Genomic DNA, 15982 nt, shown 5'->3' on the forward strand with positions numbered 1-15982 from the left:
TCAGGGCTGCGCCGCGCCCGCTTTGGGTGGCGGGCGCAAAAACCAGGCTGAGCGTGCGCCCAGGCCCACCGCGGTGCCCACGGTCCAGAACACCAGCGACACGCCCAGGGCGGCACCAGCGGTGCCAAACAACATCGGCATGAACACACTGGAGGCATTGATGGCCATCAGCCGAAAGCCCAGCGCCTCGCCGTGGCGCGCCTCCGGGGTGATCTGGTGCAAGGTGCTCATGATCATTGGCTGTACCGAACCCAGGGACAGCCCCAGCAGCGCCGAACACACGGCCATGGCCCAGGCCGAGTGGGTCAGCGGGTAGATGGCAAACAAGAGCGCGGTGCTGAGCATGGCGCCGGTCACCACCACCCATTCACGCAGGTGGGCCACCAAAAACGGCAACACCACCCGCACGGCCGTGGCCGCCAGCGCAAACCCACCCAGAATCGCACCGATGGCCGAGGCGCTGACGCCGCGCTCATGCCCGAGCACCGGCACCACAAAGGTGTGCACATCCCAGCAGGACGACAGCAGCCAGTTCACCAGCATCAGGCGGCGCATCATGGGCTCGCGCATCAGGTCCCAGGCGCGACCTTTTTTGCCACCCGGCTGGGCCACCACCGGCGGCAACTCCAGGGTGTGACGCACCCACAGCCAGGTCATCAGCGGAAAACACGCCAGGCAGGCAAAGCTCAGCCTGAAACCACCCTGGTCAATCAGGATACCCGCCACCAACGGCCCGACAAAATTGGCCAGTGCCGGGCCAATCGACAGCCAACTGAACATGGACTTAAGCTGCGTCGTGTCTTGCGCCGAGCGCCCGACATGGCGCTGCACACAGATCGATGCCACCCCGGTGGCGCCACCGGTCATCAAGGCGCTCAGGCACAAGACCGGAAACACCGGGAACACAAAGGCCAACGCCGCACCTGCACTGGCCATGCCGACAGCCAGCCTCATCGGCCTTTTGAAACCATGGCGGTCGGTGTAACGCCCGGCAGGCATGGCCAGGAACACCTGTGTCAGCGCAAACAAGGCCAGCAGCGTGCCCACGGCCAGGGCGCTGTAGCCCTCACGCAGGGCCAGCAGAGGTGACGCGAGGCGCATACCGGCCATACAGGCGTGCAGACAGATATGGCCACCGATCAGCCGTGCCAGACCCATTTGGGTCAATACCGGGTTTGGCGCGCTGGGCTCACTCAGAGGGGCAGAACTCACGCGCCGGGTGCCCCTTCGCTGCTGTCAAAGTCGCGGTCCAGCGTGATCAGCGACTGGGCCTGGGTCTCGGGCAAAGCCTCTACCGTTTTAAGAGCACGCCCCATCGCACGGCTGCGGGTTTGGGCGCTGTCCAGCGTCTTGAGCACGGTTTCGGTCTGGGCCTTGACCTTGGCCAGCACATCACCAAACTTGCCGAACTCGGTTTTCACCGCACCGAGCACCTGCCAGACTTCGCTGGAGCGTTTCTCGAGCGCCAGGGTTCGGAAACCCATTTGTAAGGAACTCAGCATCGCCAACAGTGTGGTCGGCCCGGCCAGCGTCACACGGCAGTCGCGTTGCAAAGCCTCCATCAGGCCGGGGCGGCGCAGCACCTCGGCGTACAGGCCTTCGGTCGGCAGGAACAGGATTGCAAAGTCGGTGGTGTAAGGTGGTTCCAGGTATTTGTCGGCAATCGACTTGGCTTCCAGGCGGATGCGTTGCTCCAGCGCACGTGCGGCCAGCTCTGCGGCCACCACGTCGGCACGGCCCTGGGCGTCAAGCAGGCGTTCGTAATCTTCGTTGGGGAATTTGGCGTCAATCGGCAGCCACAGCGGCTCGCCCGAGTCAGAACGTCCAGGCAGCTTGATGGCGAAGTCGACCACGTTTTTGCTGCCCGGACGCGTTGCCACCTGGGCCGCATATTGGTCGGGCACAAACACCTGCTCGAGCAGGCTGGCGAGTTGGGCCTCGCCAAAAATGCCGCGGGTTTTGACGTTGGTCAGCAGGTGTTTGAGGTCACCCACGCCCTGCGCCAGGGTCTGCATTTCACCGAGGCCCTTGTGCACCTGCTCCAGCCGATCCGCCACCTGTTTGAAACTTTCACCCAGGCGGGCCTGCAAGGTGGTCTGCAATTTTTCATCAACGGTGGCACGCATTTCGTCGAGTTTGGCCGAGTTGCTGGTTTGGAGCTGCGCCAGCTGTTTCTCGAGCGTCTCGCGGATTTCGCTCATGCGCCGCACATTGGATTCACTCAAGCCCGAGAGCTGGGTCGAGAGTGTGTCAGACAAGGTTTTCTGCAGCAGCGCCAGCTGCTGGCCAAAGGCGTCAATCTGGGTGTTTTGGGTGCGCGTGGCTTCGGCGCCCTGCTGCACCAGTGTCTGCTGGAAGGTGGCCAGGTTTTGAGCCAATTCCTGGCGCGCGTTGCGTGAGGAGTCGCTGATGTCGCGCTGCAAATCACGTGCGAGTTTGTCGCTGTTTTGGGTGATGAGTGTCAGCAGCGCCTGATGGCGGGTCAGCTGGGCTTGTTGTTCTTGCTGTTGCTTGGCCAGTTCGATGGCGTCGGGCTGCCTGGCCTGACTCTGGCGCTGCAACAGTACCAGCAACAACAACCCATTGATCACGCCCAGCGCCAGCGCGCCCCACATTGCCAAATCAGTCACGGTAAAAAATCTCCTGGGTGTCGATTGTGGTTCAAAACCGAATACCCCTGGCCAGCGGTTTTAACATTTTTATATACGAAATTGGCTTCCAGCCCTTGTATCAAAAGGGAGGACAGCTATCACATTCATAACATTTGACAAGCGCCAGCGTGACCGCCAAGCTCCCCCAAAGCGTGGCATATAACCAGCGCCGGGGCACAACAAAACGCCAACTCAGGCAGCCAGCACCTGCGGATTCAAAGGTGTCAGCGGCTTGCCATGCAGCAGAAAACCGATCAGGTTGTCTGCCGCGAGCTGCGCCATCGCCAGCCGGGTGGCTTGGGTGGCGCTGGCAATGTGCGGGGTCAGTACCACGTTGTGGCAGGCCAGCAGGTCCGGGTGCACCGCTGGCTCCCCCTCAAACACATCGAGTCCGGCAGCCGCCAGCTGGCCGGCACGCAGAGCTGCAGCCAGGGCCGCGTCATCGACAATGCCGCCGCGAGCGATATTGACCAAGGTCGCCGTCGGCTTCATCAGCGCCAACTCTGCGGCCCCAATGCTGTGGTGGGACGCAGCACTGTAGGGCAGCACCAACATCAGGTGATCACAGGTGCGCAACAACTCGTCCTTGCTGACCCAACGCGCCTGACAGGCCGCTTCGGTGGCCTCGTCCAGCCGCGAGCGGTTGTGGTAGATCACCTTCATGCCAAAACCCAAGGCAGCGCGTTTGGCGATGCCTTGCCCGATGCGGCCCATACCCAGAATACCCAGGGTGCTGCCAAACACCTCGGCACCGGCAAACAGGTCGTAGCGCCAGCGGCTCCACAAACCCGCACGCAAAAAATGCTCGGACTCGGTGATGCGCCGCGCCGTGGCCAGCAGCAGTGCAAAACCAAAGTCGGCGGTGGTCTCGGTCAAGACATCGGGCGTGTTGGTGGCCAGTACACCGGCCGCCGTCATCGCGTCCAGATCAAAATTGTTGTAACCCACCGCCATGTTGGCGCAGATCTTGAGGTCCGGGCAAGCCGCCAGCAGCGCTGCATCAATCCGCTGGCTGCCGGTGGTGAAAACACCTTGTTTGCCCTGGAGCTGTTGCGCCAGCTCGGTGGGTGTCCACAACACGTCTTCCTGGTTGGCGGTGAGCTCAAAATGCTGCGCCAGCTTGTCCAGAACTTCGGGAAAAACGGCACTCCCAACCAAAACAGCAGGTTTCATAACGGGATCAGTGTCCGAACAGGCGCATCTCAACGATGTACCACAAGGCGCCCCCAAAATACCCCAGCAAAGCCAGACCGCTGATTTTCTTCATGTACCAGAAGAAATCAATTTTCTCCAAGCCCATCGCGGCCACACCCGCAGCAGAGCCAATGATCAGGATGGAACCGCCAGTGCCCGCGCAATAGGCCATGAACTCCCACAGGAAACTGTCCGCAGGGAACTGGGCCAGGTCATACATGCCCATCGATGCAGCCACCAGCGGCACGTTGTCCACGACGGCACTGACCAGACCGATGATCAACACAATGATGTCCTGGCGGCCCACCGTGGCATCGAGCCACTGCGCCAGCGAGGTCAGGATATGGGTGTGTTCCAGCGAGGCCACAGCCAGCAGGATGCCGATGAAAAACACGATCGAGCCCATGTCGATCTTGGACAAAGCATGCACCAGGGTGAAGTGGTCCTTGTCTTCGTCAGACTTGTCGCGGTGCAACAGGTCGCCTACCAGCCACAAAATGCCCAGGCCAAACAAAATGCCCATAAAAGGAGGCAAATGGGTCACTGTCTTGAACACCGGCACCGCCACCAGAATCCCCAAGCCCAGGAAAAACATGATGTTGCGTTCTGCGTTGGTGGAGGCCACCCGGTTTGAATCGGACTGGCGCTCTGGTGACACCACGGGTTTGCCCTTCAAGAGAAAAGCGGTCACAGCCAGGGGCACCAACAAATTGATCATGGACGGCACGAACAGTTCTTTCATGATGTTCAGTGCGGTGATCTGGCCACCAATCCACAACATGGTGGTGGTCACGTCACCAATCGGCGTCCAGGCGCCGCCCGCATTGGCGGCAATCACGATGATGCCGGCAAAAAACAGCCGGTCATCGCGCTTGTCGAGCAGCTTTTTCATCAGCGACACCATCACGATGGTGGTGGTCAGGTTGTCCAGAATGGAACTCAGAAAAAAGGACACAAAACCGACCATCCACATCAGGGTGGAGAGTTTGGTGGTTTTGATACGCGAAGTGATCACCTCGAACCCGTTGTGGGCGTCGATCACTTCAACGATGGTCATGGCACCCATCAAAAAGAACACGATTTGTGCGGTGCCCATGAGCGATTCGGACAGGTTCTCACCCACCAGATGGGCGTCTGCACTGGACACGGCGTAGATGGTCCATAACAAACCTGCGCCAATCAGGGCCGAGGCTGACTTATTGATTTTGAGAGGGTGTTCAAGTGCAATGGCGGCGTAAGCCAGCACAAAAACAATGACCAGAGCTGTCAACATGAAACTACCTTTTGTTTTTAATGAAACGACGGGGCGATTATCACTGGTGGTTTTGTCAACAAACCGACCTTCTGGCACTTATCTTCCGACACAAACCACGGTGACCTGAGTCAATAAGCAAAAAAAAAGCCACCCGAGGGTGGCTCTTTTTGGCTGTATCCAATTACTTGGAAGCAGCAGCCTTGGCGGCTTCAGCAGCTGCAGCGGCGGCGGCATCAGCGGGAGCAGCAGCAGCGTCAGAAGCGGGAGCAGCAGGTGCTTCAGCAGCGGGAGCGGCAGCAGCGGCAGGTGCTTCAACAGCGGGTGCAGGAGCTTCTTCCTTCTTGCCACAAGCAGCCAAAGCAGCAGCAGCGATCACAGCGGCGAGTACGAGAGTTTTGTTCATTTGTAATTACCTAAAAAAAAAGACAATTTCCGGAAATTGTTGATGCAGTCACCTGCATCCCAACAAGCATACATCGCTGAAGCGAGCGTTGCTTGGGGCTTGATTATAGTCACCATACCAATGGTTTCTACCATTGACATACCACATATCTTATGCTTACAGCCTAAATCAGGTGCAACCACCCTGCCACGGCCCATGCAGCAAGCAGCTTCTGAGCCTGCTTGCTGAGCTTTTGCAGCTCTTTGGCGCTCAGGCTTTTCTGATTGGCCAGCAAACGCATCAGCTCGGCATCCCGGCCAGCAGCCAGAAAACTCTCGCCGTTGATAAAAATGTGCTGCTGATCGAACATCATCCTGGTGCGGCGATCCAGTTGCACCGCACATCCGGCCAGCTCGACCTCGTCTTCCTGCGGCAAGGCTTCAAACCAGACCTGAGGCTTGGGTTCGGTCATGTATTCACCCAAGCCCCGCGCCAATGCCAGCGGGTCCTTGAGTGCATCCTCGACCGCTTGGTGGGCAAACGCCAACATGGCGGCCGGTATCTCGGCCGCTTGTGCCACCGCAGGCTGGCTGGCGTCGCGGTACAACACCTCACCGAGTTCATCCTCGGCCTGCTCCGCCACACGTTGCAACAGCTCGCGTGCCAACTCGGCTTTTTTGGGGATGCGAAAACCAATCGAGTAGGTCATGCACTCCCCCTGGGCGATGCCATCATGGGCATAACCTGGCGGCAGGTACAACATATCTCCCGGCTCAAGCACAAATTCCTGCTCCGGGACAAAGTTGTTCAGGATGCGTAACGGCACACCGTCCTGCAACACCGGCTTTTTCTGCCGCCCGATGCGCCACAACCTGCGACCATGGGCTTGCAACAAAAACACGTCGTAACTGTCGACGTGCGGCCCCACACCGCCACCGTCCGTGGCGTAGCTGATCATCACATCATCGAGCCGGGCATCGGGCACAAAACGAAACTGGTTCATGAGTTGGTGCACAGACTCGTCATGCAGGTCCACACCCTGCAACAGGATGGTCCAGCCGGCTTGTTTGAACGGGGGCAAGGCTTTGCGCTGAAACGGCCCGTGTTTGAGTTGCCAGCCAGGATTCTTACCCGGTTGTTGCACCACCAGACGTGAGGCCATATCCTCGTCTGCGGCCAGGGCCATCAGCTCGGAGCGGCTCAACAGGGGGGTGAACTGAGGCAGAGCCTGGCGCACCAGCAGGGGCTTTTTTTGCCAGTAGCGTTTCATGAACTGCTGCGGGCTGATGCCGCCCAGCAAAGGCAGGGCTTGGGTGATGTCCATGGAATGCTCCTCTAATGCGACAATTCTAGGTATGAAAATTACTGAACAATGCGTAGCCGCTTTAAGCTGGACCCTCAGCGACACCCTCGGTGAAGAACTGGACGTGCTCCAGGACCCGGTTGAATTTCTGATCGGCGGGGATGACCTGTTCCAGATCATTGAAGACGCGTTGCAAGGCTGTAGCGCAGGCGACACCGTCAAACTGCAGATCGAACCCGAACAAGGGTTTGGCGAGTACAACGAGCAACTGGTGTTCCTTGAAAGCCGCGCGCTGTTCCCCGATGAACTCGAAGAAGGCATGAGTTTTGACGGCAGCGCCCTACCCGCTGGCTGCAACCCCGATGCACCACATGACGCGCTCTACACCGTGACCGAGATCTATCCGGAACATGTGGTGCTGGACGGCAACCACCCGCTGGCAGGTATTGCCTTGCGCCTTAGCCTGACCGTGCGTGCGGTGCGTGAAGCCACCGAGGAAGAAATTGGCAGCGGCACCGCTGGCACCGGTTTTTTCCGGATCACACCGATGCTGCAGGCACCCGGCAGCGACAGCCTGCACTGAATGGCGCGGGCGCCCTCAGGCGCCCGTAACACTCAGGCTTTGCCGGTGGAGCCATAACCGCCCTCGCCGCGCTCGCTGGCGGGAAACTCGTTCACCACCTTGAAACGCGCCTGCATCACCGGCACCACCACCAGCTGGGCGATACGCTCCATCGGCTCGATGGTGAACGCAGTACTGCTGCGGTTCCAGGCGCTGACCATCAGCTGCCCCTGGTAGTCGCTGTCAATCAGCCCCACCAGGTTACCCAACACAATGCCATGTTTGTGACCGAGCCCAGAGCGCGGCAGGATCAACGCGGCGTAGCCTGGGTCCTTGAGGTAAATCGCCATGCCCGTGGGCACCAGTTGCCAGGCATTGGCTTGCAAGGTCAATGGCGCGTCCAGACAGGCGCGCAAATCCAGCCCAGCGCTGCCCGGTGTGGCATAGGTGGGCAGCTGATCGGTCAGCCGCGGGTCAAGAATCTTGATGTCAATATCTAGCATTTTTAGCCTGTAGCCCTTGTTTTGTGTGCGATGTCCGCTATTAATTTACGAGCTAATGCCAACTTGGTGTCACGCGACAACTCGCGCACACCTTGCTCGTCCACCAGCAACAAAGTGTTGTCATCCTGACCAAAGGTGGCCGGACCGATGTTGCCCACCAGCAGAGGCACGCCCTTGCGCAGCCGCTTGGCTTGGGCATTGGCCACCAGGTCCTGGCTCTCTGCCGCAAAACCGACGCAAAACAGCTCGCCGCTTTGCGCACGGGGTGACTGCGCCAGCGTCGCCAGGATGTCGGGGTTCTCTACAAAGCTCAGCGTGGGCGCTTGGCCCGAGCCGTCTTTCTTGATTTTCTGTTCGGCCTCTTGCGCCGGGCGCCAGTCGGCCACTGCGGCAGTTGCTACAAAAATATCAGCTACTGGCGCTTTATCCATAACGGCTTCAAGCATATTTGATGCTGAACGCACATCTACCCGGGTGATGCCACGCGGCGTCGGCAGGCAAACCGGACCGGCCACCAGCGTGACCTCGGCGCCCGCCTCGCGCGCGGCGCGGGCAATGGCAAACCCCATCTTGCCACTCGACAGATTGGTGATGCCACGCACCGGGTCCATCGCCTCGTAGGTCGGCCCGGCGGTCACCAGCACATGCTGACCTGTGAGTAACTTGGGCTGAAAAAAAGCGATCAGCTCGTCCAGCAGGTCCTGGGGCTCCAGCATGCGACCGTCACCCGTTTCACCACAGGCCTGCTCGCCACTGCCCACCCCCGGCACCACCGCGCCATCGGCCACCACCTGCGCCAGATTGCGCCGGGTGGCCGGATGAGCCCACATTTCGCGGTTCATGGCCGGCGCTAACAAAAGAGGTACTTTGTCAGCGGGTCGCGCCAAGCACATCAGGCTCAGCAACTCATCGGCCTGACCGTGCGCCAACTTGGCGATGAAATCGGCACTGCAGGGGGCAATCAGGCAGGCATCGGCTTCGCGACTCAAGTTGATGTGCGCCATGTTGTTGGCTTCACGCGCGTCCCACTGCGAGGTGGCCACGGTGCGCTGGCTCAGCGCCTGCATCGTCACCGGGGTGATGAACTGCTCGGCAGCGGCCGTCATCACCACCTGCACCGTCGCACCTGCTTTGATCAGCAGTCGGCACAGCTCGGCCGACTTGTAGCAGGCAATTCCCCCAGTGAGTCCCAGAACAATGTGTTTTCCAGCAAGATCTTTCATGCGCCGCAATGTAACAGAGCCGTACTCGGTTACATGGCCGCAACAAGGCGGCCTTCTATAATCCTTTTTTACCAGCTCCATGAGCGTGCAGCTCCCCTCGACATGACCAAATTTGTCTTCGTCACCGGCGGCGTGGTGTCTTCCCTGGGCAAGGGAATCGCCTCAGCCTCACTCGCCGCGATCCTTGAATCACGTGGCCTCAAAGTCACTCTGATCAAATTGGATCCCTATCTGAATGTCGACCCCGGCACGATGTCGCCATTTCAGCATGGTGAAGTGTTTGTGACCAATGACGGTGCGGAAACCGACCTTGATCTGGGCCACTACGAGCGTTTTATTGAAACGCGCATGAAAAAGGCCAACAACTTCACCACCGGCCAGATCTACAAAAGCGTGCTCGAAAAAGAGCGCCGTGGTGACTACCTGGGCAAAACCGTTCAGGTGATCCCGCATGTGACCAACGAAATCCAGGACTTCATCAAACGCGGTGCCGACTTTGGCACGCCCGACGCGGTGGATGTGGCGATTGTGGAAATCGGCGGCACCGTGGGTGACATCGAGTCGCTGCCGTTCCTGGAAGCAGTGCGCCAGCTCAGCCTGCGCTTAGGCCCGAACCAGGCCGCTTTTGTGCATCTGACCTATGTGCCATGGATCGCTGCAGCGGGTGAACTCAAAACCAAGCCAACACAACACACGGTGCAAAAGCTGCGCGAGATCGGTATCCAGCCCGACGCTCTGTTGTGCCGCGCTGACCGCTGCATCCCAGACGACGAGCGCGAAAAAATCTCGCTGTTCACCAATGTGGCGCAATGGGGTGTGATCTCCATGCCCGACGTCGACACCATTTACAAAGTGCCGCGGGTGCTGCATGAACAAGGCCTGGACGGTCTGATTTGTGACAAGTTGCGCCTGAACACACCACCTGCCAACCTCAAACGCTGGGATGACCTGGTGAATGAAACCGAACACCCCAAGGGCAATGTCTCGATTGCCATGGTGGGTAAATATGTCGAATTGAGCGACAGTTACAAGTCACTCAACGAGGCGCTACGCCACGCGGGCATGAAAAACCATGTGCACGTCAACATCAGTTACATCGACTCGGAAACCCTCTCGCCTGACAACGTGGCGCAGTTGGCCAAGTTTGACGCGATTTTGGTGCCTGGTGGTTTTGGTGTGCGGGGTGTCGAAGGCAAGATCTGCGCGGCGCGTTTTGCCCGCGAAACCAAGATTCCTTACCTGGGCATCTGCTTGGGGATGCAAGTGGCCACCATCGAATTTGCACGCCATGTGGCCGGTTTAACCGACGCCAACAGCACCGAATTTGTGCCCGATTGCCCCCATCCTGTGATTGCCCTGATCACCGAATGGAAAGACGCGGACGGCAGCATCAAGACACGCACCGAAGACTCGGACCTGGGCGGCACCATGCGCCTGGGCGCTCAAAGCTCGGACGTGGTCAAGGGCACGCTGGCGCACAAGATTTATGGCAATGTGGTCACCGAACGGCACCGCCACCGGTTTGAAGCGAATGTGAATTACCTCGACAAGCTGCGCCAGGCCGGGCTGGTGATCTCGGCGCTGACCCAGCGTGAACACCTGACTGAGATCGTCGAACTGCCGCAAGCGGTGCACCCGTGGTTCATGGGGGTGCAGTTCCACCCCGAGTTCAAGTCCACACCCTGGGCTGGCCACCCGCTGTTCAACGCGTTTGTGCGCGCAGCCCTGGACCAACAAGTCACCTCCACCCCTGAGAAAGCGTTGGCCTGATGAAACTCTGTGGTTTTGAGATTGGCCTGGATCGGCCGTTTTTCCTGATTGCCGGGCCCTGTGTGATCGAGTCCGAGCAATTGCAAATGGACACGGCGGGCACGCTGAAAGAGATCACGACCAGCCTGGGCATCCCGTTCATTTTCAAAAGCAGTTTTGACAAGGCCAACCGTTCCAGCGGCAACACCTTCCGTGGTCCGGGCATCGACAAAGGCCTGGAGATTCTGGCCAAGGTCAAACGTGAACTGGGTTTGCCGGTGCTCACCGACATCCATTCTGAAGACCAGATCGCCCAGGTGTCGTCGGTGGTGGATGTGTTGCAAACCCCGGCCTTTTTGTGCCGCCAGACCGATTTCATCCGCGCTGTGGCCCAGAGTGGCAAACCAGTGAACATCAAGAAGGGGCAGTTCCTGGCCCCCGGTGACATGAAAAACGTCATCGACAAAGCCCGTGCAGCGGCGCGTGAAGCGGGTCTGGTGGAGGACAACTTCATGGCCTGTGAACGTGGCGCCAGTTTTGGCTACAACAACCTGGTGAGCGACATGCGTTCACTGGCCATCATGCGTGACACCCAAGCGCCCGTGGTGTTTGATGCCACCCACTCGGTGCAACTGCCCGGCGGCCAAGGCACCAGCAGTGGCGGCCAGCGCGAGATGGTGCCGGTGCTGGCACGTGCGGCTGTGGCCGTGGGTGTGGCTGGCCTGTTCATGGAAACCCACCCGAACCCGGCGCAAGCCCTGAGCGATGGTCCCAATGCAGTGCCCCTCAAACACATGAAAGCCCTGCTGGAGACCCTGTTGGACCTCGACCGGGTTACCAAAAAGCATGGCTTTCTTGAAAATGACTTCTCGGCGTGATTCAATCACGCCCCATCTATAACCCCTTTTCCCGTGTGTTTAACTACTGAAAGAAGCCAATGAGTGCAATCGTAGATATCGTAGGTCGTGAAATTCTGGACTCCCGTGGTAACCCCACGGTCGAGTGCGACGTGTTGCTGGAAAGCGGCACCATGGGTCGTGCCGCAGTCCCAAGCGGCGCTTCTACCGGAAGCCGCGAAGCGATCGAGCTGCGTGACAATGACAAAACCCGTTACCTCGGCAAAGGTGTCCTCAAAGCCGTCGAACATATCAACACCGAAATTTCGGAAGCCGTGCTGGGTCTGGATGCGTCGGAACAAGCCTTCCTGGACAAGACCCTGATCGACCTGGACGGCACCGAAAACAAATCCCGCCTGGGCGCCAATGCGATGTTGGCCGTCTCCATGGCTGTGGCACGTGCTGCCGCTGAAGAGTCCGGCCTGCCGCTGTACCGCTACTTCGGCGGCATGGGTGGCATGCAGATGCCCGTGCCGATGATGAACGTCATCAACGGCGGCGAACACGCCAACAACAACCTGGACTTGCAAGAGTTCATGATCATCCCAGTTGGCGCCCCCTCTTTCCGTGAAGCCCTGCGTTACGGCGCAGAAGTGTTCCATGCGCTCAAGAAGATCCTGCACGACAAGGGCATCAGCACCGCTGTGGGTGACGAAGGTGGTTTTGCACCCAAGGTTGAAGGTGGCCACGAAGCCGCGATCCAGCTGATTTTGCAAGCGATTGACAAAGCCGGTTTTGTGGCTGGTGAACACATCGCCCTGGGCCTGGACTGCGCTGCCAGCGAGTTCTACAAAGACGGCAAATACCACCTCGAAGGTGAAGGCCTGGTCTTGAGCGCCGAAGAGTGGACCGACATGTTGGCCACCTGGGTCGACAAATACCCGATCATCAGCATCGAAGACGGCATGGCCGAAGGCGACTGGGATGGCTGGAAAGTCTTGACCGACCGTCTGGGCAAAAACGTGCAGATCGTTGGTGACGACTTGTTTGTGACCAATACCAAGATCTTCAAAGAAGGCATCGACAAAGGCATTGCCAACTCGATCCTGATCAAGATCAACCAGATCGGCACCTTGACCGAAACCTTCGCCGCCATCGAAATGGCCAAACGCGCCGGTTACACCGCCGTGATCAGCCACCGCTCTGGCGAAACCGAAGACTCGACCATTGCCGACATCGCCGTGGGTATGAACGCCTTGCAGATCAAGACCGGTTCCCTGAGCCGCTCTGACCGCATGGCCAAGTACAACCAACTGCTGCGCATCGAAGAAGACTTGGGTGAAGTCGCTTCCTACCCTGGCCGCGCTGCGTTCTACAACCTGCGCTAAACGCCAGTTGTGGGCAGACGCCTCGTCCCGACCCTGCTGATCACGCTGCTGCTGCTGTTGCACGCGCAGCTGTGGTTGGGCCGGGGCAGTTTGCCCAAGGTGGCGCAATTACGCGCCGACCTGAGCGACCAGCTTCAGAAAAATGAGCAGTTCCAGCAGGCCAACAGCCAGCTGGAGGCCGAGGTGCAAGACCTCAAGGAAGGCCTCGAAATGGTCGAAGAAAAAGCCCGGATGGAACTGGGCATGGTGAAAACCAACGAGATCTATGTACAGATGTCGCGTTGAGGCCGACCCGCTCGGCCTTGAACGGATGGCAGGCTGACTTCAAGCCCCTTGCCACAAAAATCCCTCTCACTGCGTGTTGACCCCAGATCGCCGCCTACAATGGAGCCGTCTGTCGTGTTCGCTGGGCTGTATATTCCTTGAACCAATGCTCATTGAGCCAGGGCTTGGAACATTGTGTTGTTGGCGTGATCATCTCGCGTTAGATGAACCCAAGACGACGCTGACCTCGCCCACCTGAACCCCGGTTCAGGATGCCGGTCTGGTGCCACGGCAGACACCTTTTTTTGATATGGCCAATGCACTTTGAACCCTCCCTGATTCTTGCCCTAGGCCTGCTGGGTCTGATCTCGGGCTTTTTGGCGGGGTTGCTTGGGATTGGTGGCGGCATGATCATGGTGCCGTTTATCACAGCCATTCTCTCCAGCCAGGGTGTTGACCCGCAGCTGTCCATCAAGATGGCCATTGCCACCTCCATGGCCACCATCGTTTTCACCTCCGTGTCGAGCTTACGGGCGCACCACAAACGTGGCGCCATCCGCTGGGACCTGGTCAAAAGCCTGGCGCCAGGCATTGTTCTGGGCGCGGGCATCGCCAGCATCGGGGTGTTTGCCGTCCTGAAGGGCTCGGCCCTGGCCTTGGTGTTTGCCTTGTTTGTGGGATTTTCCGCCACCCAGATGTTTCTGGACAAAAAGCCTGCGCCAAGCCGCTCGGTGCCTGGGCCGATGGGTTTGGTCGGTACCGGTTCGGTGATCGGCTTTTTGTCAGGGCTGGTCGGGGCTGGTGGTGGTTTTGTCAGCGTGCCTTTCATGACCTGGTGCAATGTGCCGATTCACGCGGCGGTGGCCACCTCGGCCGCCCTGGGCTTCCCGATCGCCCTGGCCAATGCGCTGGGTTTTGTGGTGAGTGGCTCGGGTGTGGCCCATCTGCCGCCCTACTCCCTGGGGTACATCTGGTTGCCCGCTCTGATGGTGATTGCCAGTTGCAGCATCCTGACCGCCCCCTTGGGTGCGGCAGCGGCCCACAAACTGCCTGTCAAACGTCTCAAACGGGTGTTTGCCAGCGTCTTGTACCTGCTGGCGACTTACATGTTGTACCGCGCGGTGGTCAGCTGGTAAGGCGTGGCCCCATTGCTGGTATCAGGTAGGTCACGCACTTGTCTCGGTGAAGGCCACAGCTGTGGCCCCCGTCTGGTTCAGGCGTCCACCCAGGCACACTCACACGTGAAGTGACGCAGAAAGGGCGGCTGTTTGGTGATCTTCACACCACGAATGCTGGCAGCCTTGTCCTTCACCTCGGCAATCACTTCGGCAGCGTAGTCAAAGTGGCTCTGGGTGTACATGCGCCGCGGGAACGCCAAGCGCACCAGCTCCATGCTGTGGTAGGTCTCGGTGCCATCGGCCAGGCGTTTGCCAAACATCACAGAGCCGATTTCCACACCGCGAATGCCGCCCTCGAGGTACAGGGCATTGCACAAAGCCCAGGCCGGGTAATGCGCCACCGGCATATCAGGCAATACGGTACGTGCGTCGATGTAGACCGCGTGGCCACCGGTGGGTTTGACGAAGCTGACACCCGCCGCCTCCAGCCGTTCACCCAGGTATTCGGCGGTGCGCAGTCGGTAACGCAAATAGTCTTCCTGCATGCCCTCCTCCAGCCCCACCGCCAGCGCCTCCAGGTCGCGCCCAGCCAAGCCGCCATAGGTGGGGAAACCTTCGGTCATGATCAGTACGTTGCGCACCGCGTCCATCCACTCTTCGCTGCGCAGCACGATGAAACCGCCGATGTTGACCATGCCATCTTTCTTGGCACTCATGGTCGCACCGTCGGCATAAGAGAACATCTCTTGCACAATGGCCTTGATCGAGGTGTGTTCATAACCCGGCTCGCGCATCTTGATGAACATCGCGTTCTCGGAAAAACGGCACACATCCATGATGAAAGGTTTGCCGTATTTCTTGAGCAAGGCAGCATAAGCGCGGATGTTGGCCATCGACACCGGCTGGCCACCACCGGTGTTGTTGGTGACGGTGATCATGCCAAATGGGATCTGGTCGCCGCGCGCTTTGAGCAAAGCCTCGACCCGCTCCAGGTCGATGTTGCCCTTGAACGGGTGGATGGTGGCGGGTTGCGTCCCTTCGGCAACCACCAGATCCAACGCCTCGATACCGAGGTACTCCAGGTTGGCACGGGTGGTGTCAAAGTGGCAGTTGTTGGGCACCACGTCGCCTTTTTTGCAGACGGCGGTGAACAGCACTTTTTCTGCGGCCCGGCCCTGGTGGGTCGGCACAAAGAAGTTCATACCGGTGATGTCCTGGATGACTTTTTCCAGCCGGTAGAAGCTGCGTGCACCGGCGTAACTCTCGTCACCTTCCATGATGGCGCCCCACTGGCGACTGGACATGGCGCCGGTACCGGAGTCGGTCAACCAGTCGATCAACACATCTTCGGCGTGCAATTTAAAAACGTTGAGTTTGGCCGCTTCCAGCAGGTGCACCCGCTCTTCACGGGTCGTCATACGAATGGGTTCAATGCTCTTGATGCGAAAGGGTTCAATCAGGGTTTTGGGCATGTTTTGCTCGTCTCAGTCAATGGAGGCGAGAAGGTAGCATCGGGCTTGGTCGCATGGTGTCGCTAAAAACCAACATGTTTGA

Annotated in this window: 15 protein-coding genes; 6 read left to right on the plus strand and 9 right to left on the minus strand. The window is 59.1% G+C overall.

Annotated features, from left to right (window positions below):
• The 6 genes from RF819_RS01645 to RF819_RS01670 all read right to left on the minus strand — a co-directional run bounded on the left by RF819_RS01645 (nt 1) and on the right by RF819_RS01670 (nt 6806).
• A complete protein-coding gene (locus RF819_RS01645; protein WP_078363362.1) occupies nt 1–1158 on the minus strand; it encodes an MFS transporter in 1158 nt (385 codons plus the stop codon).
• 50 nt (nt 1159–1208) lie between these two features.
• Nucleotides 1209–2615 carry a DNA recombination protein RmuC gene (locus RF819_RS01650; protein ID WP_078363363.1) on the minus strand — a complete coding sequence of 469 codons (1407 nt, stop codon included), beginning with the start codon at nt 2613–2615 and terminating at the stop codon, nt 1209–1211.
• Between the two features lie 228 nt (nt 2616–2843).
• Complete coding sequence (locus tag RF819_RS01655; RefSeq protein WP_078363364.1) at nt 2844–3824, minus strand: 2-hydroxyacid dehydrogenase; 981 nt, start codon at nt 3822–3824, stop codon at nt 2844–2846.
• A gap of 7 nt (nt 3825–3831) precedes the next feature.
• On the minus strand, nt 3832–5118 hold the full coding sequence (nhaD, locus tag RF819_RS01660) for a sodium:proton antiporter NhaD (protein ID WP_078363365.1): 1287 nt from the start codon (nt 5116–5118) through the stop codon (nt 3832–3834).
• Between the two features lie 163 nt (nt 5119–5281).
• Entirely contained in the window at nt 5282–5503 is a 222-nt protein-coding gene (locus RF819_RS01665) for a hypothetical protein (protein WP_078363366.1), read from the minus strand.
• A gap of 163 nt (nt 5504–5666) precedes the next feature.
• The gene (locus RF819_RS01670) at nt 5667–6806 is read right to left on the minus strand and encodes a cupin domain-containing protein (protein ID WP_078363367.1); all 1140 of its coding nucleotides are present in this window, start codon (nt 6804–6806) and stop codon (nt 5667–5669) included.
• Nucleotides 6807–6837: 31 nt separating this feature from the next.
• On the opposite strand from RF819_RS01670, the gene RF819_RS01675 reads away from it, so the two are divergent.
• On the plus strand, nt 6838–7368 hold the full coding sequence (locus tag RF819_RS01675) for an FKBP-type peptidyl-prolyl cis-trans isomerase (RefSeq protein ID WP_078363368.1): 531 nt from the start codon (nt 6838–6840) through the stop codon (nt 7366–7368).
• 32 nt (nt 7369–7400) lie between these two features.
• Here RF819_RS01675 and dut read toward each other — a convergent pair whose 3' ends face one another.
• Nucleotides 7401–7850, minus strand: coding sequence for a dUTP diphosphatase (gene dut, locus RF819_RS01680; protein ID WP_078363369.1), 450 nt, complete (start codon nt 7848–7850; stop codon nt 7401–7403).
• Between the two features lie 2 nt (nt 7851–7852).
• Complete coding sequence (gene coaBC, locus RF819_RS01685; RefSeq protein ID WP_078363370.1) at nt 7853–9073, minus strand: bifunctional phosphopantothenoylcysteine decarboxylase/phosphopantothenate--cysteine ligase CoaBC; 1221 nt, start codon at nt 9071–9073, stop codon at nt 7853–7855.
• A 102-nt stretch (nt 9074–9175) separates the two neighbouring features.
• Between coaBC and RF819_RS01690 the strand changes: the two genes are divergently transcribed.
• The 5 genes from RF819_RS01690 (at nt 9176) to RF819_RS01710 (ending at nt 14446) form a co-directional block, all read left to right on the plus strand.
• Nucleotides 9176–10843, plus strand: coding sequence for a CTP synthase (locus RF819_RS01690; RefSeq protein WP_078363371.1), 1668 nt, complete (start codon nt 9176–9178; stop codon nt 10841–10843).
• Nucleotides 10843–11700: a 3-deoxy-8-phosphooctulonate synthase gene (gene kdsA / locus RF819_RS01695; protein ID WP_078363372.1), complete on the plus strand. Its 858-nt coding sequence runs from the start codon at nt 10843–10845 to the stop codon at nt 11698–11700. Before RF819_RS01690 ends, kdsA begins: the two co-directional genes overlap by 1 nt.
• 59 nt (nt 11701–11759) lie before the next feature.
• A complete protein-coding gene (gene eno / locus RF819_RS01700) occupies nt 11760–13046 on the plus strand; it encodes a phosphopyruvate hydratase (protein ID WP_078363373.1) in 1287 nt (428 codons plus the stop codon).
• Nucleotides 13047–13055: 9 nt separating this feature from the next.
• Nucleotides 13056–13331, plus strand: coding sequence for a septum formation initiator family protein (locus RF819_RS01705; RefSeq protein ID WP_078363374.1), 276 nt, complete (start codon nt 13056–13058; stop codon nt 13329–13331).
• A gap of 296 nt (nt 13332–13627) precedes the next feature.
• Nucleotides 13628–14446, plus strand: coding sequence for a sulfite exporter TauE/SafE family protein (locus tag RF819_RS01710; protein ID WP_078363375.1), 819 nt, complete (start codon nt 13628–13630; stop codon nt 14444–14446).
• 77 nt (nt 14447–14523) lie between these two features.
• On the opposite strand, the gene RF819_RS01715 is transcribed toward RF819_RS01710, so the two are convergent.
• A complete protein-coding gene (locus RF819_RS01715) occupies nt 14524–15900 on the minus strand; it encodes a tryptophanase (RefSeq protein WP_078363376.1) in 1377 nt (458 codons plus the stop codon).
• Nucleotides 15901–15982 lie beyond the last annotated feature (82 nt).

Origin of the sequence: Rhodoferax fermentans, assembly GCF_002017865.1 — a bacterium.
Classification (GTDB): domain Bacteria; phylum Pseudomonadota; class Gammaproteobacteria; order Burkholderiales; family Burkholderiaceae_C; genus Rhodoferax; species Rhodoferax fermentans.